Origin of the sequence: Streptococcus caballi DSM 19004 (genome assembly GCF_000379985.1) — a bacterium.
In the GTDB taxonomy this organism is placed as follows: domain Bacteria; phylum Bacillota; class Bacilli; order Lactobacillales; family Streptococcaceae; genus Streptococcus; species Streptococcus caballi.
On sequence record NZ_KB904071.1, the window covers coordinates 18435 to 42372 of the forward strand.

18 protein-coding genes, 6 tRNA genes and 3 pseudogenes are annotated in these 23938 nt (G+C 41.3%); 1 reads left to right on the plus strand and 26 read right to left on the minus strand.

Annotation, left to right across the window (positions count from 1 at the left end; translation table 11 throughout):
* Positions 1 to 37: 37 nt before the first annotated feature.
* The 13 genes from A3GS_RS0103830 to pbp1b all read right to left on the minus strand — a co-directional run bounded on the left by A3GS_RS0103830 (position 38) and on the right by pbp1b (position 17017).
* The gene (locus A3GS_RS0103830) at positions 38 to 1231 is read right to left on the minus strand and encodes an acetate kinase (RefSeq protein ID WP_018364101.1); all 1194 of its coding nucleotides are present in this window, start codon (positions 1229 to 1231) and stop codon (positions 38 to 40) included.
* Between the two features lie 52 nt (positions 1232 to 1283).
* A complete protein-coding gene (locus A3GS_RS0103835) occupies positions 1284 to 2240 on the minus strand; it encodes a class I SAM-dependent methyltransferase (protein ID WP_018364102.1) in 957 nt (318 codons plus the stop codon).
* Positions 2241 to 2543: 303 nt separating this feature from the next.
* A complete protein-coding gene (comGG, locus tag A3GS_RS0103840; protein ID WP_018364103.1) occupies positions 2544 to 2957 on the minus strand; it encodes a competence type IV pilus minor pilin ComGG in 414 nt (137 codons plus the stop codon).
* Positions 2935 to 3381 (minus strand): competence type IV pilus minor pilin ComGF, encoded by a 447-nt coding sequence (gene comGF, locus A3GS_RS0103845; RefSeq protein WP_040807380.1) that lies wholly within the window; start codon positions 3379 to 3381, stop codon positions 2935 to 2937. The genes comGG and comGF overlap by 23 nt, the downstream gene beginning before the upstream one ends.
* A gap of 130 nt (positions 3382 to 3511) precedes the next feature.
* Positions 3512 to 3805, minus strand: a complete 294-nt coding sequence (gene comGE / locus A3GS_RS0103850; RefSeq protein WP_026216263.1) for a competence type IV pilus minor pilin ComGE — start codon at positions 3803 to 3805, stop codon at positions 3512 to 3514.
* Positions 3759 to 4214, minus strand: a complete 456-nt coding sequence (gene comGD, locus A3GS_RS0103855) for a competence type IV pilus minor pilin ComGD (protein WP_156808867.1) — start codon at positions 4212 to 4214, stop codon at positions 3759 to 3761. The genes comGE and comGD overlap by 47 nt, the downstream gene beginning before the upstream one ends.
* On the minus strand, positions 4165 to 4491 hold the full coding sequence (comGC, locus tag A3GS_RS0103860; protein ID WP_018364107.1) for a competence type IV pilus major pilin ComGC: 327 nt from the start codon (positions 4489 to 4491) through the stop codon (positions 4165 to 4167). Before comGC ends, comGD begins: the two co-directional genes overlap by 50 nt.
* The gene (gene comGB, locus A3GS_RS0103865) at positions 4492 to 5535 is read right to left on the minus strand and encodes a competence type IV pilus assembly protein ComGB (protein WP_156808868.1); all 1044 of its coding nucleotides are present in this window, start codon (positions 5533 to 5535) and stop codon (positions 4492 to 4494) included. It lies immediately after the preceding gene.
* A complete protein-coding gene (gene comGA / locus A3GS_RS0103870; RefSeq protein WP_018364109.1) occupies positions 5459 to 6400 on the minus strand; it encodes a competence type IV pilus ATPase ComGA in 942 nt (313 codons plus the stop codon). Before comGA ends, comGB begins: the two co-directional genes overlap by 77 nt.
* Positions 6401 to 6498: 98 nt before the next feature.
* The gene (locus A3GS_RS0103875) at positions 6499 to 6864 is read right to left on the minus strand and encodes a DUF1033 family protein (RefSeq protein ID WP_018364110.1); all 366 of its coding nucleotides are present in this window, start codon (positions 6862 to 6864) and stop codon (positions 6499 to 6501) included.
* 241 nt (positions 6865 to 7105) lie between these two features.
* Complete coding sequence (gene rpoC / locus A3GS_RS0103880; protein WP_018364111.1) at positions 7106 to 10750, minus strand: DNA-directed RNA polymerase subunit beta'; 3645 nt, start codon at positions 10748 to 10750, stop codon at positions 7106 to 7108.
* 84 nt (positions 10751 to 10834) lie between these two features.
* The gene (gene rpoB, locus A3GS_RS0103885) at positions 10835 to 14395 is read right to left on the minus strand and encodes a DNA-directed RNA polymerase subunit beta (protein WP_018364112.1); all 3561 of its coding nucleotides are present in this window, start codon (positions 14393 to 14395) and stop codon (positions 10835 to 10837) included.
* Positions 14396 to 14716: 321 nt separating this feature from the next.
* Positions 14717 to 17017, minus strand: coding sequence for a penicillin-binding protein PBP1B (gene pbp1b / locus A3GS_RS0103890; RefSeq protein WP_018364113.1), 2301 nt, complete (start codon positions 17015 to 17017; stop codon positions 14717 to 14719).
* A gap of 106 nt (positions 17018 to 17123) precedes the next feature.
* On the opposite strand from pbp1b, the gene tyrS reads away from it, so the two are divergent.
* Positions 17124 to 18380, plus strand: coding sequence for a tyrosine--tRNA ligase (tyrS, locus tag A3GS_RS0103895; RefSeq protein ID WP_018364114.1), 1257 nt, complete (start codon positions 17124 to 17126; stop codon positions 18378 to 18380).
* Positions 18381 to 18685: 305 nt separating this feature from the next.
* On the opposite strand, the pseudogene A3GS_RS13290 reads toward tyrS, so the two are convergent.
* From A3GS_RS13290 to A3GS_RS0103965, 13 genes and pseudogenes are all read right to left on the minus strand, one after another.
* Positions 18686 to 19081 (minus strand): annotated as a pseudogene (locus tag A3GS_RS13290) (transposase); the annotation flags it as partial.
* A 135-nt stretch (positions 19082 to 19216) separates the two neighbouring features.
* Positions 19217 to 20032, minus strand: a complete 816-nt coding sequence (locus A3GS_RS0103910; RefSeq protein WP_018364117.1) for a metal ABC transporter permease — start codon at positions 20030 to 20032, stop codon at positions 19217 to 19219.
* The gene (locus tag A3GS_RS0103915) at positions 20022 to 20732 is read right to left on the minus strand and encodes a metal ABC transporter ATP-binding protein (RefSeq protein WP_018364118.1); all 711 of its coding nucleotides are present in this window, start codon (positions 20730 to 20732) and stop codon (positions 20022 to 20024) included. Before A3GS_RS0103915 ends, A3GS_RS0103910 begins: the two co-directional genes overlap by 11 nt.
* On the minus strand, positions 20729 to 21178 hold the full coding sequence (locus A3GS_RS0103920; RefSeq protein ID WP_018364119.1) for a zinc-dependent MarR family transcriptional regulator: 450 nt from the start codon (positions 21176 to 21178) through the stop codon (positions 20729 to 20731). The genes A3GS_RS0103915 and A3GS_RS0103920 overlap by 4 nt, the downstream gene beginning before the upstream one ends.
* Positions 21179 to 21287: 109 nt before the next feature.
* Positions 21288 to 21420: pseudogene (locus A3GS_RS12235) on the minus strand (IS3 family transposase); the annotation flags it as partial.
* A 34-nt stretch (positions 21421 to 21454) separates the two neighbouring features.
* Positions 21455 to 22320 (minus strand): annotated as a pseudogene (locus tag A3GS_RS13295) (IS630 family transposase).
* A 135-nt stretch (positions 22321 to 22455) separates the two neighbouring features.
* The gene (gene ispE, locus A3GS_RS0103935; protein WP_018364120.1) at positions 22456 to 23304 is read right to left on the minus strand and encodes a 4-(cytidine 5'-diphospho)-2-C-methyl-D-erythritol kinase; all 849 of its coding nucleotides are present in this window, start codon (positions 23302 to 23304) and stop codon (positions 22456 to 22458) included.
* 106 nt (positions 23305 to 23410) lie between these two features.
* Positions 23411 to 23494: transfer RNA gene (locus A3GS_RS0103940), tRNA-Leu, on the minus strand.
* Between the two features lie 12 nt (positions 23495 to 23506).
* Positions 23507 to 23578, minus strand: a tRNA-Gln gene (locus tag A3GS_RS0103945).
* Positions 23579 to 23590: 12 nt separating this feature from the next.
* Positions 23591 to 23663, minus strand: a tRNA-His gene (locus tag A3GS_RS0103950).
* 11 nt (positions 23664 to 23674) lie between these two features.
* A tRNA-Trp gene (locus A3GS_RS0103955) sits at positions 23675 to 23745 on the minus strand.
* A gap of 6 nt (positions 23746 to 23751) precedes the next feature.
* Positions 23752 to 23832: transfer RNA gene (locus A3GS_RS0103960), tRNA-Tyr, on the minus strand.
* A 16-nt stretch (positions 23833 to 23848) separates the two neighbouring features.
* Positions 23849 to 23921 (minus strand) — tRNA-Phe (locus A3GS_RS0103965).
* Positions 23922 to 23938: the final 17 nt, after the last annotated feature.

A 23938-nucleotide genomic window follows, 5' to 3' on the forward strand; every position in this document is an offset into this window, starting at 1 on the left:
CAGTCAACTTTTCTGGTCTTATCAATTTTTTGATAACTTATTTAGTTTTAAGGCGTTCTACATCACGCGCGATGACAAGCTCTTCATCGGTTGGGATAACTAGAACCTTAACCTTAGCTGCATCTGTTGAGATAATACCGTTAGCGCCTGGAACATTCTTTTCAGGGTCGAGGTCAACACCAAACCATGTCAAGCCAGAAATCACCGCCTCACGTACCACGTCTGAATTTTCACCAATACCAGCAGTAAAGACAATGGCGTCAACACCATTCAACACGGCAACATATTGACCAATATACTTCTTGAGGCGATCAATAAACATGTTGAAGGCCAAAGTCGAATTATGGTCACCTTCATGCATACCTGCGATGATGTCACGCATATCGCTTGATTTTTCAGAAATACCTAGGAGACCAGATTCGCGATTGAAAACATTACGAATTTTTTCAGCGTCAGCTAGTTCTGGTTCGCGGTCTATCAAGAATGGGATAATAGCTGGATCAAGATCCCCAGAACGCGTTCCCATCATAACACCACCAAGTGGTGTCAAGCCCATTGAGGTATCCACTGATTTACCACCATCAACCGCAGTGATAGAAGCACCATTACCGATATGGCAAGTAATTAATTTCAGCTCTTCAAGCGGTTTATCTAAAATTTTAGCGGCTTCGCCCGCAACGTATTGATGGCTTGTACCGTGAGCTCCGTACTTGCGCACCTTGTAGTCTTCGTAGTAGCGGTTAGCAATTGGGTAACGGTAAGCTACTTCTGGCATAGACGTGTGGAAAGCCGTATCAAAGACAACTACACTGGTAATGTCCGGTAGCAACTCTTTAAAAGCACGGATGCCCAAGGCAGCGCCAGGATTATGTAGAGGTGCCAAGAGAGACAATTCCTCAACTTGCTCAATAACTTTTTCATCAACTAAAGCTGATTCCTTGAAATACTCGCCACCAGCTACGATACGGTGACCAACTCCTGTGATTTCTTCATAATTTGCAATAATATTGAGACGAATCAAATCGTCCAACAAGATTTTTACAGCTGCTTTGTGGTCTGGAATATCTGTTGTTTCTGATTCTGTTTGACCATTAAACTTAACAGTTGAAACACCATCCTCAAGCCCAATGCGCTCAATCAACCCCTTAGCAATCACCTCTTCTTGAGGCATTTTATATAGTTGCCATTTAAGGCTTGAACTGCCCGCATTAATTGAAATTGTTTTTGACATATATCCCCCTCTAAAGCGTTTTCAGAATATACCCCTATTCTATCATAAAATTTCACAAATGCCTATCTTCAGATTTCCATTTTGTGAAATTTTCAATGAAATCTGCCAAAACAGCCTTGTCTTGGAGATCCGTCAAAGGATAGACAAAAGCTTCAGGCTTGTGGTCGCTCTGCTTTTTCAGAACGAAAATAGACTTGGCATTAGCAGGATTACCAAAGATTTTATCTGGCAAGGTGATGACAGCGATAATATCCGCATAGCCTTGCAACCATTTTTTCAAGAGGGGACTTTGCTGGCTGGTCAAGAGGTTTGCTGGTGCTAGCAAGATAGCTAGGCCGTCCTTTTTGAGGTATTTAAGTGATTGTTCCATGAGCAGATGATGGGCATAAGTATGACCTTCTGAACTAGCCACCTGATAACGCTTTGCAATGTCATCATTGGGATAAAAACCAACTGGTAAATCACTGAGGATAACATCACTTTCCTTCAAAATCTGCGGGCGTACTGCATCTTCTTGTAGAAATTGAGCATTAGAACCCATGACCTCTGCAATACTAGCCGACAAGTCAATTAACAAGTCATCCACTTCAATTCCCAAATAATCCAACTGCTTGGAACTATTGTTCAGAAGTGTATAAGCCAGATTTCCAGTTCCACTACCAATTTCCAGAATGTCTAGCTTATCTGAATTGGTCAGCTGTTCCATGAGGTAAAGGAGGATAAAGCCGATAGCATCTGGGGTGAATTGATGATTTGCCTGAAGCTGTTCCGTTTGCGCAGCCTTGATAAAAAGAAATTGAAAGGCTCGACGCCATTCTTCCTTGGTCAAATCAAGCTGCCGCAGTTTATCATTATTGGCTTTTACTCTATCATCTGCACCGTCAGCCCCCAGATAAAAAGAATTCTGCTCAATCAAGGCGTCATAAATATGGGTTTTTAACTTATTTTCAATCAGCTGGCTATTTTCTAAAATTAATTCATAAGCCGCTTCAATTTTTTCAAAATTCATACCTAACCATTAAAGAAAGCTTTACTTTTCAAAAACTTTCTTCCTTTCCGCAACCTATCATATCAAAAATTGAGAAGAATGAAAAGCTAAGCCATTTCCAATCTGACTAAAAAAGTAGAGGCTTGAAGTCAAATCAGCATTATGAAAAGTGATGATTGCATCGCCTGAGAAAATTAAGAAGGCACATCAGAAAAGGAAAATTAACCTTTACGTTTTTGCGCAACATCGCTAAAATTTGGAAGCACACAAAGTAAACCACCCCAAGTGTATCACCTTGGAAATGGTTTACTTTTTTAGCTCTCTTCAATTTTCGCTTTCTAACAACAAATCATCATTTTTTTGTGAACCAGTATCACTAGGCTTACTTGCTTGAGATGTGGAATCTTGATTATTGACAGTTTGAGCTTGTCTTTGGGAAAGGAAAGTATAGTTGTAAACCTGACCATGTTTAAGTCTAACCTTGACTAGAAGATGCTCACCTTGCTTATGATAAGAGCTGCTCCCTTGGACAAAGGACAGCTGCCCATCTACCTGCTCTGCCATTTCCCGCGTCATCTGTGCCATGAGCTGAGCTTGACTAGAAAGCAGCTGAGCCTGACTTTGCCTTTGGGTAGCCAGCACTCGCCCCAGATAAAATTGTAAGAGTAAGGCAAAGATAGCTGACATCAATAGGGCATAGAGGAGCACACCAGCCTTAACTTTTTTGGTCAAAAGCATAGATAAATGTCCTCTCTAAACCATTATCGAATTGCAGCTGAATACGGACTTTTCCCTTTTCTTGAGAAATAGCAGAGCTCTTTAGGCCGTAAAGCATGGGCTGATAGCCTCGCCCATCTGCACTAGTTTTACGAAAATCATCACTCCTAGATTGCCCAAAAGCCAAAGCCTGACCAGCCTTAGTAACATAAAGTTTGCCGTCCTCAACCTTGTCCAACTGGCTGCCAGCTAGTTCAGCACTTAACTGCTGAGAAAAAAGGAGCCAATTATTCTGACGCGAATCCGACAAATAATGAACATTGCCAACTAAAGAACGACTCAAACCATTATAAACCAAAACCGAACCCGAAATAACTAGCAGAGCCATTAAACATTCCAAAAGTGTAAAGGCTGGCAGTCGTTTTTTAGGATCTAAGCTATCCATAAGTGCCTGATGTCCACTATATCTTCGTTTCCAATTTTTCATTGTCATTACCCAGCTGCACAAAGTCACCTGGACCTTTTGGGCAATCCGCATCTTGACAGCTCGTCTCTTTCTGATACCCATTGAGAATTTATTCCTTTTCAGCCTGCAGTAGTAGCTTCTCATTGTCATAAACGCTAATTTGTCCTCCCTTTTTTACTACTCTGACGCTGACACCATTCAAGGTCAAACTGTCTTGCCCGGTCTGCACTGCCATATTGGCCACATTTAAAACCTCCTGCCTGTGCAGGTTAGCTTGCAAGTCTTTGCGATTTAGATTAATTTCTGATAAAACCAGACTAACAATACTAGCCAAGATTCCTAAAGCAACTAGACTCTCAAGGAGAATGTAGGCTTTCACTTTCTTTTTTCTTATAGTTACCACTCCCCAAATATAATTGATAAGTCACCAACTTTTGCTTGGTTCGAAAACTGATCTTAGCTAGAGATGAATTTCCACCAGCCTTGTCAAAAACAATTTTATTGCTGTCTAGCACCTCAACGCTAGCAGGAACAGGTAGGCTAGTTGTAGTATTACTAATAGCCTTATCCGAAATAACCAAGGTTTGCTCCGACTGTTGTAAAATGCTCAACTTTTGGCTATCACGGTAAAGCGATTCAAAAGTCAGAAAAAAAATATTTTCTTCCATCCTGTCAAAGATTTGTTTGACTGAACCTGTCAAGCTTAGGGCTAGAAAAGATGTCACCAGTAGAACCAATAGACTTTCTAAAAGCGTAAATGCTCTAGTTGGACACTTGGCGTGCTTCATCTGGATGCTTGATGTAGTAGTCATTATAAGCCTTTTGCTGCTTAGCTGTGATGTTCCCTTCTTTTACCAGTTTATCCAGGGTAGCCTTCGAATTACCGTTTACTTCGTAAAGTTCTGCCTGACTTTCCACCACTTTGACTACAGCTGCATTACCTGTTTCTGTGATTTTCTCCTTCTGTTTGGCTAGATTAGGTATGAAGAGCAGCATCAGTACGCTGATAATAAGCAAAACAACTAGCATCTCAATTAGCGTAAAAGCTTTAACCCTAGTTTTCTGTAGTTTTTTCAACAATTTTTTCATTTATAGATTAACCTCCATATTTTGGTACATAGGCAAAAGCATTGCCGCATAAATCATCACAATAACCAGAGCAACGAGTAGAAAAATAATCGGTTGTATGAACTGGGTTGCTCGGTTTAAACGACTGAAAAAGGTCTCCCACGTTTCTGCCGCATAAATTTCCAACTCGCTGCCGAGTTTTGATTTTACTTCTCCGTACTCAATCATCAGGCTCAGCTCTCGGAGAAAAAATGGATAAGCTAAGACCTGTTGGTGAAAAGCTTGTCCTTTCATCAAGCCTTTTTCCATATCTCGACCAATTTCCTGAAATAGACTGGCCTTCTGATCCTGCATCAATTTAACAATCTGCGCTAATTCTACACCCTGTCCTAGTAGATTTCCCCATTCACGAGCATAGTAGGCCGTCAAATAGAGCTGAACAAACTTTCCAAATAGAGGAATCTGGCTGAGTTTACCGGCCAAGACAAGAGCAGGCACTCGCTTAGAAATCAGGTAAAGACCGCCACCTACCAATACATTGATAACAAGCCCTAGCAAGAAAAGGCTTGGAAAATGATTGATAAGCTGGGTAGCTAAATTGCCTTTTTCCAACTGAGGCAGTAAATAATTTTTCAGCCCCAACATGATAAAGACCAGAAAACTTAAAAGAATTATTGGATAGGTCGCCACTTCAATCAACTTTTTCTTGACAATCGCCATCTGAGCCAAATACTTCTCGATTTTTAAGAGACACTTTTGTGTATTGCCATGCACATCAGCTAAAGAAATTTGCGTCACAATAGCATCTGAGAAACCAATACCAGCCATCATGTCGGGCAAACCACGCCCACTAAGCAGGCTCGCTCGCATTTGTTCAGTATAATGATCCGCCAAAAGTTGACTCCGCTTGAGAAAATCAACCATTTCAGTCAATGTAAAACCACTCTGCATGAGATTGTTAAAGAGTTGAATGACCTTTCTTTGCTGCTTAAGCCCTAATTTTTTCGATTTTGGCTTGCTCAGCACTGATATATCCGTCTTGAGCCAAACCATCAATCTGTTCATTCCATGATGTGGGATCATATCTTTGGAAGTCTCTTTCGACAAAATCAATCACACCTCCTCCCCCAATCAAACGCTGATAACCTATCAAGCGCAAGCTATTATCCAACTCCTGCGGACTAACTCCAAGCTCAATCAAACGTGCATAGACACCCGAGATACTCTTAGCGTGAATTGTCGAAAAGACCATAGCTCCTGTTAAGCTAGCTCGAATAACTGCTCGCGCTGTTTCAGTATCACGAATCTCCCCTATAATGAGAATATCTGGCCGGTGCCGCAAGGAAAGCTTGATAAGATTGTCATAGGTCATGCCAATGCTCTCATTAAGTTGCAACTGCAACATGCTGTCCTGTTTAATTTCAACAGGATCTTCAATGCTGATAACCTGTTTGTCAGGAAATTTTTCCGCAATAAGCTGGTACATGAGAGTGGTCTTACCACTCCCAACTGGTCCCGAAAAAAGGTAAAGTCCTCTTCCGCCAATCACTTTCAGAATATTTTTCATTCCGTCAAAATAGTAACGCAACTCATGTCGCCTTTTATGGAGAACACGGATAACTAAACTCTCGCGACCACGATAGTCACCTACACTAGACAAGCGAAGCGATACTTTTTTACCATCCGCAAGAGCATAATCACATGATCCAAGCTGACTACGTCGTTTCTCTCCAACATTCATTCCCGCAACGAACTTAAAGTGGCTAATAAGACTAGACATATAGTCATTATCAAAAACATTAATAAACCTCCTTTCGTCACCAATCCGCATAAAAAGCTCATAGCGATCACCCTTGGGAATCACATAAATATCCTGGGCACTCACCTCCACGGCATCTGAAATCATTTTTCTGGCTAAGTCCTGAACCATATTTACCTCCTCACCTTAAATATTCGCAGGTAAAGAAAAAAACTCTACAAATTTGTAAAGTTTTTTTACATTATTTTAAAAATAGCTGCACTAAAAGATTAGCGATTCAAAGCACAGCTAGACGGAGTGATACTTTCATCATTACAACTTTCAAAGGAACTGATTCCATTTTGCCTTGAAAGCTCCTGCCAATCTTCCAATAACAAGAGAGAATGATACTGCTGCAAATGCTCATCACACTCTTCACACCACCTCTGATCCTCCTTGTCCCAAAAAGCCGCCAATAAATTTTGCTTACTCTGATAACTTGGATAAGCTTCCTTGAGCTTATCCCATTCCATTGAATAATAATCCAAAGCCTCCTCAAATTGATTAAAGGAGGAAACTTCCTGGATGCTTTCTTTCCAATCGTCTAAGAACCACCAAGGCTCCCAATCCCCATACATTTTAATTACCTGATACATAATATTAAATCCTCTTTGTGCACTATTATATACAAAATAAATGGATTTTTAAAAAATTTTGCTTGCTTATAATTATTATAAAGGAGATAATAACCGAAACATGTAAATCTAGGCTAGATAACTTATTTCTTAAATTCACAGGTCCTTCATTTTATGGTACCAATGTACTAAGCTTTACTTGCAAGGATGATTGGTCTGATATTAGCAAAAAAGCCTGAGATTACTCTCAGACTTTCAATGCTTATTCAACGTCAGTTGTGACAATTTCTTCACTTGTTCCAACTTCAGCTTCTTCTTGTGTTTCTACTTCATTAACGGCCAATGGTTCAATGTTACGGTAGCGAGCCATACCCGTACCAGCTGGGATGATTTTACCAATGATAACATTTTCTTTAAGACCAAGAAGGTGATCTTTCTTACCGCGGATAGCAGCATCAGTGAGGACACGAGTTGTTTCCTGGAAGGACGCAGCTGACAAGAATGAATTAGTTTCAAGGGAAGCTTTAGTGATCCCCATAAGTACTGGACGTGATGTTGCAGGAATACCACCAGCGATAACAATTTCCTTGTTAGCATCTGTAAAATCTGCGATATCCATAAGAGTACCTGGAAGAAGATCCGTATCACCTGGATCCATGATACGAACTTTACGAAGCATTTGGCGGACCATCACTTCAACGTGCTTATCACCAATTTCTACCCCTTGGCTACGGTAAACTTTTTGCACTTCAGCAAGGAGATAAGTTTCGACTGACAAGGTGTCACGAACTTCAAGGAGACGTTTAGGTTGAATGGAGCCTTCTGTCAAAGCATCTCCGCGATGCACTTCATCGCCAACTTCAACTTTCATACGTGCTGTAAATGGTACTACGTATTCGCCCATACCAGTCTTCCCTTGAACGAAGACTTTCTTAGTACGAGTTGCTGCATCTTCTTCAACCTCAATAACGCGTCCTTTAACCTCAGTAATAACCGCTTCCCCTTTAGGGTTACGTGCTTCAAAGATTTCTTGGATACGAGGAAGACCTTGTGTGATGTCAGTATTTGAAGCAACACCACCCGTGTGGAAAGTACGCATGGTCAACTGTGTACCAGGTTCACCGATAGATTGAGCGGCGATAGTACCGACTGCTTCACCGACTTCAACAGCATCACCAGTTGCCAAGTTGATACCATAACAGTGACGGCAAACCCCGTGACGTGTATTACATGTGAAGACTGAGCGGATAGTTACCTCTTCCACTCCAGCAGCTACAATCTTAGCAGCCATATCTTCGGTAATCAAGGTATCAGGACCAACGATAAGGTCACCAGTTTCTGGGTGTTTGACAGATTTCTTAGTATAACGTCCAACAAGGCGTTCTTCAAGTGTCTCAGTCACTTCTTTACCATCAGTGATAGCTGTGATAACTAAACCACGGTCTGTACCACAGTCGTCTTCACGAATGATAACATCTTGAGCAACGTCAACCAAACGACGAGTCAGGTAACCCGAATCGGCTGTCTTAAGGGCTGTATCGGTCATACCTTTACGCGCACCATGAGTTGAGAAGAACATTTCCAATACTGAGAGACCTTCACGGAAGTTTGAAAGGATTGGAAGTTCCATGATGCGTCCATTAGGCGCAGCCATCAAACCACGCATACCGGCAAGTTGAGAGAAGTTTGAAATGTTACCACGCGCTCCTGAGTCCATCATCATAACGATTGGGTTCTTAGGATCTTGTGTCTCAATCAGACGTTTTTCAAGTTCTTCCTTAGCTTCACGCCAAGTTGTTGTTACAGCAACATAACGGTCATCATCGGTCATGAGACCTCGACGGAAGGCTTTGTTGATATCCTCAACCTTGTGGTGAGCTGCATCAATAATTTCTTGTTTGTTATCGATGACTGGGATATCGGCGATACCCACTGTCAAACCAGCAAGTGTTGAATGGTAGTAACCAAGGTCTTTCAAGCGGTCAAGGAAGGCCGATGTTTCAGTCGTGCGGAAACGTTTGAAGGTTTCAGCAATGATGTTACCAAGATTTTTCTTTTTGAATGGAATATTGAGGTCCAAGCTGTCAATAACAGTTTGAATATCTTGTCCTGGTGCCAAGAAGTACTTATCTGGCGTTTTTTCAGTCAAGTTGGCGTTATTTGGCTCTTGAAGATATGGGAGATCTTCTGGCATAATGTCGTTGAAGAGAATCTTACCAACAGTTGTGACCATGATTTTATGGCGTTGTTCATCCGTCCAAGGTTTGTTTGGCATGCTGTCAACAGCGATACCAACGCGTGAATGCAGGTGAACGTAACCATTGCGATAAGCCATAACAGCTTCATCACGGTCTTTGAAGATCATACCTTCACCTTCACGGCCAGCATCTTCCATTGTCAAGTAGTAGTTACCAAGAACCATATCCTGAGAAGGGGTTACGACCGGTTTACCATCTTTAGGGTTAAGGATGTGTTCAGCGGCAAGCATAAGAAGACGAGCTTCTGCTTGTGCTTCTTCTGACAGTGGCACATGGATGGCCATTTGGTCACCATCAAAGTCCGCATTATATGCTTCACAAACAAGTGGGTGAAGACGAAGCGCCTTACCATCAATCAGAACTGGCTCAAAGGCTTGAATACCGAGACGGTGAAGAGTCGGTGCGCGGTTAAGAAGAACTGGGTGTTCTTTGATGACTTCTTCTAGGATATCCCAAATGCGTTCGTCTCCACGTTCAACCATACGTTTAGCAGCTTTGACATTTCCAGCATATTCGCGGGCAACGATTTCGCGCATAACAAATGGTTTAAAGAGCTCAATAGCCATCTCACGTGGCACACCGCATTGGTACATCTTAAGTGTTGGACCTACGGCGATAACAGAACGTCCTGAGAAGTCAACACGTTTACCAAGTAAGTTTTGACGGAAACGTCCTTGTTTACCTTTTAGCATTTGGCTAAGAGATTTAAGCGGACGGCTGCCTGGTCCTGTAATCGGACGACCACGACGACCATTATCAATAAGAGCATCAACCGCTTCTTGCAACATACGTTTTTCATTTTGCACAATAATGCCGGGGGCATTGAGTTCAAGCAAACGAGCCAAACGATTGTTACGGTTAATAACGCGACGGTAGAGGTCGTTCAAATCAGATGTTGCAAAGCGCCCACCATCCAATTGTAGCATCGGACGAAGATCTGGTGGAATAACTGGCAAGATATTCAATACCATCCACTCAGGTTTATTTCCTGATTTTTTAAAGGCATCTAAAATATCCAAACGACGGACGGCTTTGACACGTTTTTGACCAGTTGCAGATTTAAGCTCATCTTTAAGCTCTGCAATTTCTTGATCAAGGTCAACTTGCTTCAAGAGGTCTTGAATCGCTTCAGCACCCATTTTTGCAACAAATGAACCGTAACCGTATTCTTGAATTTTTTCGCGATATTCGCGTTCAGTCAAAAGTGATTTTGGTTCAAGCGGAGTATCTTTTGGATCGATAACTACGTAAGCAGCAAAATAGATAACTTCTTCAAGAGCACGCGGACTCATATCAAGGGTAAGCCCCATGCGGGATGGAATACCTTTGAAGTACCAAATGTGTGACACTGGAGCTTTTAATTCAATGTGTCCCATGCGTTCACGACGCACTTTAGCACGAGTAACTTCTACACCACAACGGTCACAAATAATTCCTTTGTAACGGATACGTTTATATTTACCACAAGCACATTCCCAGTCTTTTGTTGGTCCAAAAATGACTTCATCAAAAAGACCTTCACGTTCTGGTTTGAGCGTACGATAGTTGATTGTTTCAGGTTTTTTAACTTCACCATAAGACCATGAACGGACCTTACTTGGTGAGGCTAATGTGATTTGCATACTTTTAAAACGATTTACGTCAACCACTAGTTTTACCTTTCTTAGATTTATCTTTAGGCTAGCACTGCTGGGGGAAAGCCCCAGCACTAGCACAGCTTATTTATCAAATTTTTATTCTTCGGAGGAAGCCGCTTCCGCTGTTTCAACAGCTTGTTGTTCACGGACTTTTTCAAGCTCATCAACATGCATAACATCATCATCTTCGCCTTCATCAAGATCACGAAGCTCTACTTCATTGTCGTCTTCATCAAGAACACGCATGTCAAGGCCAAGTGATTGCAATTCTTTAACAAGAACGCGGAAGGATTCTGGCACACCTGGTTTTGGAATTGGTTTACCTTTAGTGATAGCTTCATAGGCTTTCAAACGACCAGTCACATCATCTGACTTGTAAGTCAAAATTTCTTGAAGAACGTTTGAAGCACCATAAGCTTCAAGAGCCCAAACTTCCATTTCACCGAAACGTTGTCCACCGAATTGCGCTTTACCACCAAGCGGTTGTTGAGTGATTGTTGAGTAAGGACCAACTGAACGAGCATGCAATTTATCATCAACCATGTGGTGAAGTTTGATCATGTACATGACCCCAACGGATACACGGTTATCAAATGGTTCACCGGTACGACCATCATAAAGGACTGTCTTAGCATCTGAGTCCATACCAGCTTCTTGAACAGTTGACCATAGGTCATCTGAAGTTGCTCCGTCAAAGACTGGTGTCGCAATGTGGATACCCAAGTTACGCGCAGCCATACCAAGGTGGAGTTCCATAACTTGTCCGATATTCATACGAGATGGCACCCCAAGTGGGTTCAGCATGATATCAACTGGTGTCCCGTCTGGAAGGTATGGCATGTCCTCAACAGGAACGATACGAGAAACAACCCCTTTGTTTCCGTGACGACCGGCCATTTTATCTCCGACTTTGATTTTACGTTTTTGTGCGATGTAAACACGAACAAGCATGTTAACACCTGATTGCAGTTCATCACCATTGGCACGTGTAAAGATTTTCACGTCACGAACGATACCATCTCCACCGTGAGGTACACGAAGTGATGTATCACGTACTTCACGTGACTTATCACCAAAGATAGCATGCAAGAGACGTTCTTCCGCAGAAAGGTCTTTTTCACCCTTAGGTGTTACCTTACCGACAAGGATGTCACCTTCTTTAACTTCAGCACCAATACGAATGATACCCATTTCGTCAAGATCTTTGAGGGCTTCTTCACCAACGTTCGGAATTTCACGAGTAATTTCTTCAGGACCAAGCTTTGTATCGCGCGTTTCTGATTCAAATTCTTCCAAGTGAACAGAGGTGTAGACATCCTCTTTCACAAGACGTTCAGACATGATAACAGCGTCCTCGAAGTTGTAGCCTTCCCAAGTCATGTAAGCGACGATTGGGTTCTGACCAAGAGCCATTTCTCCACCTTCCATAGAAGGTCCATCGGCAATGAAATCACCTTTTTCAACAATATCACCAACTTTAACGAGTGTACGTTGGTTGTATGCTGTACCTGAGTTTGAACGACGGAATTTAGTAATATGATAAACATCAAGGGAGCCATCTTCGCGACGAACTTCAACTTTTTCAGCATCTGAAAAGATAACGCGTCCGTCATGCTTAGCAATGACCGCAGCACCGGAATCATGCGCAGCTTGATATTCCATACCAGTACCAACGTATGGGGCATGTGGGTCAATCAATGGCACAGCCTGACGCTGCATGTTGGCACCCATGAGGGCACGGTTAGAGTCATCATTTTCCAAGAAAGGAATACATGCAGTCGCAACGGCAACTACTTGTTTAGGAGAAACATCCATGAAGTCAGCAAGACTTGCAGGGTACTCTTGGTTGACACCTTGGTGACGTCCCATAACGATTTCATTAGCAAATTTACCATCTTCAGTTAATGGTGAGTTTGCTTGGGCTACTGTGTATTCATCTTCTTCATCGGCTGTCAGCCAAACAATCTCGTTAGTTACAACACCAGTTGTACGATCAACTTTACGGTATGGTGTTTGGATGAATCCGTATTTATTCAGGTGACCATATGATGACAAGTTATTAATCAAACCGATGTTTGGTCCTTCAGGTGTTTCAATAGGACACATACGGCCATAGTGCGTGTAGTGCACGTCACGAACTTCATAACCAGCACGGTCACGTGTCAAACCACCAGGTCCTAAGGCTGACAAACGGCGTTTGTGTGACAATTCAGAAAGTGGGTTGTGTTGGTCCATGAACTGTGACAACTGAGAAGACCCAAAGAATTCTTTAACAGCAGCTGTTACAGGACGAATATTGATGATTTGTTGCGGTGTTAGGACTTCGTTGTCTTGAACAGACATACGTTCGCGAACATTACGTTCCATACGTGCTAAACCAATACGGAATTGATTTGCAAGTAATTCACCAACCGCACGGATACGACGGTTACCAAGGTGGTCGATATCGTCAACTTTACCGATACCTTCTGCAAGGTTGAGGAAGTAAGACATTTCAGCCAAGATATCAGCTGGAGTAAGAGCGCGTGCCTTATCATCTGGATTAGCATTACCAACAATAGTGACAACTCGATCTGGATCATTTGGTGCAACAACCTTGAATTTTTGCAAAACAACTGGTTCTGTTACCACCGCATAGTCGTTTGGGGTGTAAACAAACTTGTTGAGGTCGCCGTCAATATATTCAGCGATTGAATCAATGACATCACGTGTCATCTCAGTACCAGCTTCAACAAGGATTTCACCTGTTTCACCATCAACCAAATTTTCTGCAATCGTTTGACCTAGAAGACGTGTTTTAAGGTTGAGTTTTTTGTTGATTTTATAACGACCAACAGCTGCTAAGTCGTAACGACGTGGGTCAAAGAAGCGAGCTACAAGCAAGCTACGTGAGCTGTCAGCTGTTTTTGGTTCACCTGGACGAAGACGTTCGTAAATTTCCTTGAGCGCTTCATCAGTACGTGAATCATTTGGATTCTTATGAATATCTTTTTCGATAGTGTTACGAACAAGTTCGCTGTCTCCAAAGATATCCACGATTTCATCATCACCTGAGAAACCAAGTGCACGCACAAGTGTTGTAAATGGAATTTTACGTGTACGGTCAATACGTGTGTAAGCAATATCTTTTGAATCTGTTTCTAATTCAAGCCAAGCTCCACGATTAGGAATCACAGTTGAACCGTAACCAACTTTACCATTTTTATCAACTTTATCATTGAAATAAACACCAGGAGAACGAACCAACTGAGAAACGATAATACGCTCACCACCATTGATGATGAAGGTCCCCATTTCCGTCATGATTGGAAAATCACCGAAGAAAACTTCTTGAGTTTTGATTTCGCCAGTTTCCTTGTTAACTAGACGGAAAGTAACGAAAATTGGTGCAGAGTATGAAGCATCGTGTATACGAGCTTCTTCCAAAGTGTACTTAGGTTCTTTCAATTCATAGCCGACAAACTCAAGTTCCATAGTGTCGGTAAAGTTTGAAATGGGAAGTACATCTTCAAAAACTTCCTTCAGACCATTATCTAAGAAATCTTGAAATGAGTCTGTTTGAATTTCAATCAAATTTGGTAAATCAAGAACTTCTTTGATTCTTGAAAAGCTACGACGGGTACGATGTTTCCCGTATTGAACGTCATGTCCTGCCAAGTTATTACTCCTTTATATAAGATAGAGCGACTAAAGAGTTGTTCTTCAAGGCAGCTATTTAAAAGGCCTTTCAGATTACGCTCAAGTCATGGTTTATTGTCAATCTGTCTAGTTGAATATATCATTTATGATAATTTTTAGAATCTTTAAATATAGGTTACAAACTATATAAAATACTAAAAATGGGCACAAAAAGAGCAGCTAAATCTGACTTAAAAAGTATGATTTAACTGCTGTAAGCCTAGTTGGACAATATTTCAACTAGATCAGACGACAAATAGTTATTAAAATTATAACCTATTTGTCTCTAAAAATCAAGACTTATCTTCCACCTAGAAGACTTGCCCAAGCTTTTTGATAATCACTATCCGTTCCACCAATAGCAAACTTGTAAGTCATGGTTCCTGGACCGTTTTTGGCCCAATAACTAGTCGTGGTTTCCCCATTCAAGGTAATATTACGTCCGTTAACCGAAACCGAACCTGGCTGCAAGCCTGTTGATTTAAGTACATTAGCTTTGATAACACTAGAATCCAAACTGAATCGCGGCGCCGTATCAAAAAGGCTGGCGTCAGCTTGACTGATGGTATTGACTAAATTGGCCATGTAGTCGGCATTATTATTATATCCTGTCAAAGATTGCAAAGACGTGTTGTCATCGTGTCCTGCCCAACCACCCAAAGTGACCTTTGGAGTTGCCAACATGAGCCAGACATCAGATGTGGAGTTAGTTGTCCCAGTTTTACCAATCCAATCAGCATTAGCCAGATTACCATTGATAGATTGGAGGCGAGCCTTGAAGGTTGTTGTCTGACCTGAACTGATTGGTCCCCTCAGTAAATCTTGCAAAATACTTGCTGTCGCCTTTGAGAAGACACGCACAGGTTTAGATTCATGCTTGTAAATAACCTCACCGTTACCGCTGGTAATACTTTCCACGATGTATTGCTTTTGATAAACGCCACCATTTGCAATCATTTGGTATGCATTGGTCTGTTGAGCTACAGAAATATCAATACCACCACCCAGAGGCAGACTTTCAATACCGTACTCAGGGATGTCATACCCCATCTTCGTCATATAGCTTTCAACATCAACACCTTTTTCGTTTAATAGCTTGTAGGTCCAAAAAGCTGGGATATTCCAAGAAACATTCAAGGCTTCTGAAAGTGAAATCATGGTTGTTCCTTCGTCAGATGCATGCATGATTTTTTCGCCGCTTGAGAATGTTGTCGGATAATTTGACAGGACACTTGCGCTTCCTAAATAGCCCTGATCAATTGCGATACCGTAAGGCAAAATGGGTTTAATACTTGAACCTGGCGAACGTTTCGTATCAAAAGCATGGTTGTTTTGATTGGTACGGAAATCACGGCCTCCAACAAAGCCTAGGATAGCCCCTGTTGAATTGTCAGTGAGGACATTACCCATCTGCACCGTACCAGTTCCATCATCAAGACGGCTGCCAAACTGAGCGGCTGCCTGTTGCATCGCATTATAAACCCTTTTGTTGATAGTTGATTTAACCGTATAACCGCCGCGCTGTAGCTCTTCTTGAGCCTTTTGTTCATACAGTTGCTTAGTCGTGTCATTTTTCAAATCTTGTTCAGATACCTTGTCGCGTTTTATCAAGTAATCATACATGATATCTTGAGCTTCTGATAAAACCGAATAATAAAGGTAATCATGCGTACCAGTTACAACCGTCTCAGGTTCCAAAAAGTCCTGTTTGATATCGTAAGACTTATAGGCGTTGTATTCTTTCTTAGTCAAAACACCTGTGCGGTACATGTTGTAGAGCACATTGTGCTGACGCTTAATTCCATAGGCCATATCTTCGTCAGACTTAAGCTTAGCATCAGCCGTGTAGGGTGAGTACACAATTGGACTCTGTGGCAAGCCCGCCAAAAAGGCAGCTTGTGGAATCGTCAAATCCTTAGCTGATACGCCAAATATTCCTTTGGCAGCCTCTTCAATACCAGCAATATTCTGCCCGTGATTATTACGTCCAAAGGGAGAGACATTTAAATAGTCCGATAAAATCTCATCCTTATCAATATAGCGCTCCAAAGCCAAGGCGTAGATAATCTCTTTAGATTTCCGCTTAAATGTCGGATCATCTCCTAAAATCTGCTGCTTAATCAGCTGCTGAGTTAGAGTAGAACCACCGCTGGATTCCCCTAAACCTAAAATAGAAGCCAAGGTGGCACGAAAAACAGCCTTAGGGACAACACCCTTGTGTTTGTTGAAATTTTCATCCTCAGTTGCCACTATAGCTTGTTTGACATTATCTGAAATAGCCTCCTTACTAACAGGTGTACGCAGCAAGTCCGTATTTATCTTAGAAATCAAACTCTTATCTGAATAAGTCAACTGAGAAATCATGCTTACCGACTCGACCTGACTCACCATACTGTCCTTGCTAGGAACCTTCACTGATTCAACCTGACTGGCCAAGTAACCAAAAGCTAAGCCTGTACCTAACATGGCAAAGAGCAAAATAACCACATAGAAAAAGTCTGTCATCAATTTAATGGTCCTAAAAAAGACAGAACCTATACCGATGATATCTAATGATTGTTCTTTTTTTCTCTCTCGTTTGTTCTTTTTTTCTCTAGACATTTACATACCTCGTTCTATATTATATCAAACTTTGATAAAGCTTGCATAGCGACAGCCATTTTTGATATAATATCCTATAAACTATATAGAAAATGGAGAAAGCCTTATGAATATTTTTGAAGAACTTAAAGCCCGCGGCTTGGTCTTTCAGACGACTGACGAAGAAGCCTTAGTAAAAGCATTAACAGAAGGGCAAGTTTCTTATTACACAGGCTATGATCCAACAGCAGACAGTCTTCACCTTGGTCACCTGGTTGCCATTTTGACATCACGCCGTTTGCAATTGGCTGGCCACAAACCATACGCTCTCGTTGGAGGAGCTACTGGACTAATCGGCGATCCATCCTTTAAAGATGCTGAGCGTAGCCTCCAAACCAAAGATACCGTTGACGGTTGGGTGACTAAGATCCAGAATCAGCTCTCTCGTTTCCTCGATTTTGAAAATGGTGATAATAAAGCTGAAATGGTCAACAATTATGACTGGTTTGGCTCTATCAGCTTTATTGATTTCTTGCGCGACGTTGGAAAGTATTTTACTGTTAACTACATGATGAGCAAGGATTCTGTTAAAAAGCGTATCGAAACTGGAATTTCTTATACTGAGTTTGCTTACCAAATCATGCAGGGCTATGATTTCTATGAACTTAATGACAAACACAATGTCACCCTGCAAATCGGCGGTTCTGACCAGTGGGGAAATATGACAGCGGGAACTGAGTTACTACGCCGTAAAGCTGACAAGATCGGACATGTTATGACAGTGCCTCTTATTACAGATGCTACTGGTAAAAAATTTGGTAAGTCAGAGGGAAATGCCGTTTGGCTTGATGCCGATAAGACTTCTCCTTATGAAATGTATCAATTTTGGCTTAATGTTATGGATGATGACGCCGTGCGTTTCTTGAAAATCTTCACTTTCCTATCACTGGAAGAAATTGCTGAAATCGAAAAAGAATTCAACTCAGCTCGCCATGAACGCTTAGCACAAAAGATTCTAGCTCGCGAAGTTGTTACACTTGTTCACGGTGAGAAAGCCTACCAACAAGCCCTCAACATTACTGAACAGCTTTTTGCTGGTAACATTAAAAATCTCTCAGCTAAAGAACTCAAACAAGGTCTTAGCAATGTGCCTAACTACGCGGTTAGCACAGACGACAATCTCAACATCGTAGAAATCCTGGTCGCTGCTAAAATTTCACCATCAAAACGGCAAGCTCGTGAAGATGTACAAAATGGGGCCATCTATATCAATGGCGAACGTGTGCAAGATTTGGATTACAGCCTATCAGCTAACGATAAAATTGATGGCGAACTCACTGTCATCCGTCGCGGCAAGAAAAAATATTTTGTTTTAACTTACTGATACTCTGACCACTTAAATGAGTCTGAGACAAAAGTCCCTTGACTAGTCAAAAAAGTAGAGCTCCATTTTAATGGGAGCTCTACTTTTTAGTTTTTACTTGTTCTCTTGTTATATTTTAGAAGCTTGTTTGCCATATGAACAAAGCTCATAGAAAGCTGTCTTTTACCTCTCAGGCACATCTCTTGGACCCCAAGCAAGCCTATACCTGACCAAAAACAACTTCCACATCAACTTGGCGTTTGTCAAAGATGCGACTGCCCGCTTCAGATGAGAGCGCTTTGCATTCTTTTTCGCTTTAATACCTGATACCCCTCATATTTCTCGGTCCGCACTGAAAAATCATCCTTTACTTTGACTAATTCTTCTTCAATATATTGGATCAGATCTGCCAATTTTTCTTCAAGCATCTGTGTCTGTTTTTGGAGTATGACGGGAAACTTATTCGCCGCTTTCTTCCAAACGAAGCTGTATTTGTTGGTATTAGCTTCAATCTTGCGCCCAGAGAAGATACCTTGTGAATAGCAAAGAGAAGAGCTGATAGAAGGAGTTTTTGGGGGATGAAGGGCAAATGGATAGACCGAAAGTAATGCTCCTTTGGTGTATTGACAACCCGTTCGATTGTAAAGACAATATGGTCTTTAGGCAAGATATAAGCAAGTTCTAATAGTAAAGTAGTCGGATTTGTGTTAGTGAATGTGCATGAGATAGTCTTTCTAAAAGGTTTATGGGACAATTCTGGTTTAACAAGACTGTCTATCACAACTACGCAAAAAGCAACGGCGCAAAACCGTTGCTTTTTTTGATCAGACAAAGGACTTTTGTCCCAGACTCTTTTACTACGCACGCTTTTTCAGCAGACTAAAAATGCTGATTATCAGGAAAATTCCAATGAAAATGATGGTTATAGTTGCGCTTGCTGGCGTTTCCCACCAATAAGACAGGAAGATTCCTGCAACCATGCCCAAGAAACCAATCAGAATTCCGATAAAGATAACAGAAGTGAAATTTTTTCCCAATCGCATGGCAATACTCGCTGGCAGAACCATGATGGTCGAGACCAAGAGAGCCCCAGCAGCAGGAATTGTCAAAGCAATCGCAATTCCAGTCACGACATTAAACAAAATGGACATGAGACGAACAGGCAGTCCATCCACAAAGGCTGTATCCTCATCGAAAGTCAAAATATACATAGGACGAATAAAGAGCATAGTCAAGACTAAGATAATCACAGCAATAGCAAACAGTGCAATGACCTGCTCCTTACTAATTGTGATAATAGAGCCAAACAAATACTGATCTAAGCTAACACCACTAGCATTATTAGATTTACTCATAATCATCAAAGAAACTGCCAATCCCAAGGACATCAAAATCGCTGTTGAAATCTCCATATAGTTCTTATAGACTGTTCTGAGATATTCTAAAATAACCGCTGCAACAGTGACCACTAATATGGTTGACCAAGTCGGTGATATACCAAGAAGAACACCCAAAGCCACCCCAGCCAAGGATACATGACTCAGAGTATCACTCATCAAACTCTGACGCCGCAAAATTAAGAAAATGCCTAAAATCGGTGCAAAAATACTAATGGCCACAACAGCTAGCAACGCACGTTGCATAAAATCATAGGATAGTATTTCAGTGAACATGGCTACCTCCATCTACATCAGACTCATGAACATTAAAACATCGCCAAGGAAGTTCTTGATTGCGCACCAAATGAATGTTCCTGTCTGCATATTGTCTGACCTCTTCAGGATCATGCGTGATCATGAGAACAGACTTGCCATGCTTATGAGCACTGTGATGCATCAGCTCATAGAATGTTTGAGTAGCTCCAGAATCCATCCCAGTGGTAGGCTCATCCAAGACAAAAATATCAGGATCCGAAGCAAACATTCGCGCAATAACTGTTCTTTGCTTTTGACCACCAGACAAACTGCCAATTCGCTTATGACGGCTTTCCCACATACCAACAGACTCTAGACTAGCCTTGATATGTTCATCATCATGCTTGGTTAAGCGCCGAAACCAACCATTCCGTGGATAGCGGCCTGATTTAACAAACTCATAAACTGTTGATGGAAAGCCAGCATTGAAACTAGCGATTTGCTGAGGCAAGTAGGCAAGACGTAGCTTCTTTCTATTCTTATTGAATTTTGAAAATTCAACCTTTCCTACTTTAGGTGTCAAGATACCTAGTGTTGCTTTAATCAAAGTTGACTTAGCAGCACCATTTTCACCAGTCAGAGTGACAAACTCACCACTGTCCAAATAATAATTAACTCCTTCCAAAACAGGCTCATTATCGTACTGATAGGAAAGATTTTCAACCGTTATATATCTCATTTCATTCCTTCTAACTGATCCGAAAAAGCGATTAAAAATCGCTCAATAACTTGCTTTTCCTCATCAGAAAATTGATTGACTAGTTCATCGTAGACAGCTAAGGTCGCCTTATGATGATGTGTATGTTCCTCGGCCACAGGTTTTGCTAAATCCGTTAACTCAAAAAAGGTAACTCGCGCATCATCTACTTTTTTGACCGGCGCCAACATATCTTGCTTGACCAAACTCTTAATAGCCTTTGTTATTGCTGCCTGACTGACATTCAAACGCTTGGATAAATCAGAGTTAGTCAGCCTCTCCTGAGACAAGAGCATCAAAATATGTTCCTGTGTATTGGTCAGGTTGACCCCACTTTGACAAGCACCAAAAAGTAACTCATGCTGATTTTCAGCCTTCAACAAAATGTGATTAACCAAATCGTCTAATTGTTTATTCAAATTTGTCATAAAAGCACCTCACTTAATTAACCAGTTAATTATACCATGAAGAAAAAAAAGAATCAAATTTTGTACTGCCCCCAAAAAGTTATAAAAAACATTAGAGAAAGGATTTAGTTCAGTACTCTACAGGACTAAGTCCTTTTAGTTTGACTTTAATGCGTTTGTTGTTGTAGTAAAAAAATATAATCAGTGATAGCTTGTTCGAGTTGGTTAAGGAAATTAAAACTCTTCTCATAGCCTTCGGACATATCATACTCAATTAAAATAAAAAATAGCCGAAGTTCAATGTCTATGTACAATTGATTTTAGTTGACAAGAAGACGCGGTTTGAATAATCTCCTGAAGTCTATCAATTACCTCGTTCAATGTTCTAAATACTTTATTCTTGAAACCACGTTTGCGAATCTCTGCCCATACTTGCTCAATAGGGGTCATTTCAGGTGTATAGGGGGGAACGAAGGTACATTCGATATTCTCAGGGATATTTTACATCTGAGATTTATGCCAGACGGCATTATCCACGACTAAAATAATATAGTCTTCTGGATAAGCGGCCGATAGCTGGCGTAAAAACTCATTCATCCAAGCACTATTACATCCACCTGCTATGATGAAAAATGAGTCACCTGTATAGGCATTGACAGCCCCATCACAATAACGATACTCACGAATATGATGGCTAGCAACATGAGGACAATACCCCTTTGGAGACCAAGCACGAACCAAGCTTACTAGTATGACCAAAACCCGCCTCAAAGAATCTCTTGATTCTTTGACCCGACCATAGCGTTTCAATAAGGCATAGAAACCTTCGCTTCCCACATGCTCTTGATAGGCTTCATGAAGCTCTGCAATTGCGATAAATTGTCCTGAGGGCTAGTAAACTGTTCTTGTAAAAAGCTTCTTTCTTCCTCATATGTTAAATAAGAACGATAACGGTCACCTCGCGTATCTTGAATAAGCAAAGAAAGGCCTTCTTGTCCATATTTCTTCACCAAACGCCAGATGGTGTCATGAGAGAAACCAATGCTCTCAGGAATAGTTTTGTAAGTCATCTTTTGGGAGCGGAAATACACAACTTGAATCCGTTTGTGATAAGGAGCCAATGTTTTATCTTTTGGAGCTGATTTGAGTTCTCTTATTGGGATTGTGTAAAGTTCATATCATCACTGTAATTCAGAATTTAATTTTTATTAAGTATAAAATAAGATCCCAAATGTTAGATTTTTTCTATCTAACTTTTGGGATGCGGTTCATTTTCATGATTCCTTTCATCTACAATTCTACAAAATTCGAACTTTGTAAACTTCCTTACAAAAACCCTTCATACTATTTACAATTCTATCAGCCTTTTTCTCAGTTTTACAAAGTGCAAAAACTGTTGGCCCACTTCCTGTCATCAGAGCAACATCAGCTCCGCATTTCACCATGCGATCCTTAATCTTTCGAATGAAAGGTTTTCTAGCAATCGTCACATCCTCCAGAGAATTCCCCATGTGAGCAATCATTGACTCATAATCGTCAGCTAAAATAGCATCCTTCAAAGCCTCAATATTGACTCGACTGATGGTATCACAATCAATTTCTTGAAAAACTGTTCTTGTCGAAATACCAAAATCAGGCTTGACTAAAACTACCCAAGAAGACACTTTGGCATTCAAACATTCCACCTGCTCACCTTTTCCCGAAATTAACGAACAGCCTGCTTTTAAACAATAAGGTACATCACTTCCAATAGTAAAACCAATTTCAATCATCTCTTCTTGAGACATCTCAAGTTGCCAAAGTTTATTCAAAGCTCTAATTGTCGCCGCAGCGTCAGAAGAACCACCACCTAAACCAGCACAAACTGGAATCCTTTTTTCCAAAAAGATAGAGACCCCTGATCTAATTGAATATCGCTCCTTAATCAGATAAGCAGCTTTATAAACATCGTTCCTCTTATTTAAAGGCATCATATTATTGTCTGAAACAATTTTAATCACATCCTCCGAACAAGCTTCAACCGTCACATAATCATTCAGATCAATGCTCACCATAACCATAGATAATTTATGATAACCATCCGAACACTTACCAGCAATATCCAACCCTAAGTTAATCTTTGCTGGCGCTTTCTCAATAATAACCATGTACTTAGTACTTACCCTTCATTGCAATTAAAACTATTATAACAAAATAAATATTAAAAGCTAAAAAAAGCCTCAATAAACAAGGCTTTAGTACTTCTTTAAGCTATACCGGCGGCCGGGGTCGAACCGGCACGTCCGTGAGGACACTGGATTTTGAGTCCAGCGCGTCTGCCAATTCCGCCACGCCGGCTTAAAAGTATAACTGGGGTAGCTGGATTCGAACCAACGCATGAGGGAGTCAAAGTCCCTTGCCTTACCGCTTGGCTATACCCCAATAATATAAATAGGCGAGTGATGGGGATCGAACCCACGCATGCCAGAGCCACAATCTGGTGTGTTAACCACTTCACCACACCCGCCATTTCCAAAACACGGGCAGTAGGAATTGAACCCACACTGAAGGTTTTGGAGACCTTAGTTCTACCTTTAAACTATGCCCGTTTAAGATGGAAGGGGAGGGATTCGAACCCCCGAACCCGAAGGAGCGGATTTACAGTCCGCCGCGTTTAGCCTCTTCGCTACCCTTCCTAAATATTAATAATAATGGCGCGAGACGGAATCGAACCGCCGACACATGGAGCTTCAATCCATTGCTCTACCAACTGAGCTACCGAGCCAAACTAATATACATTAT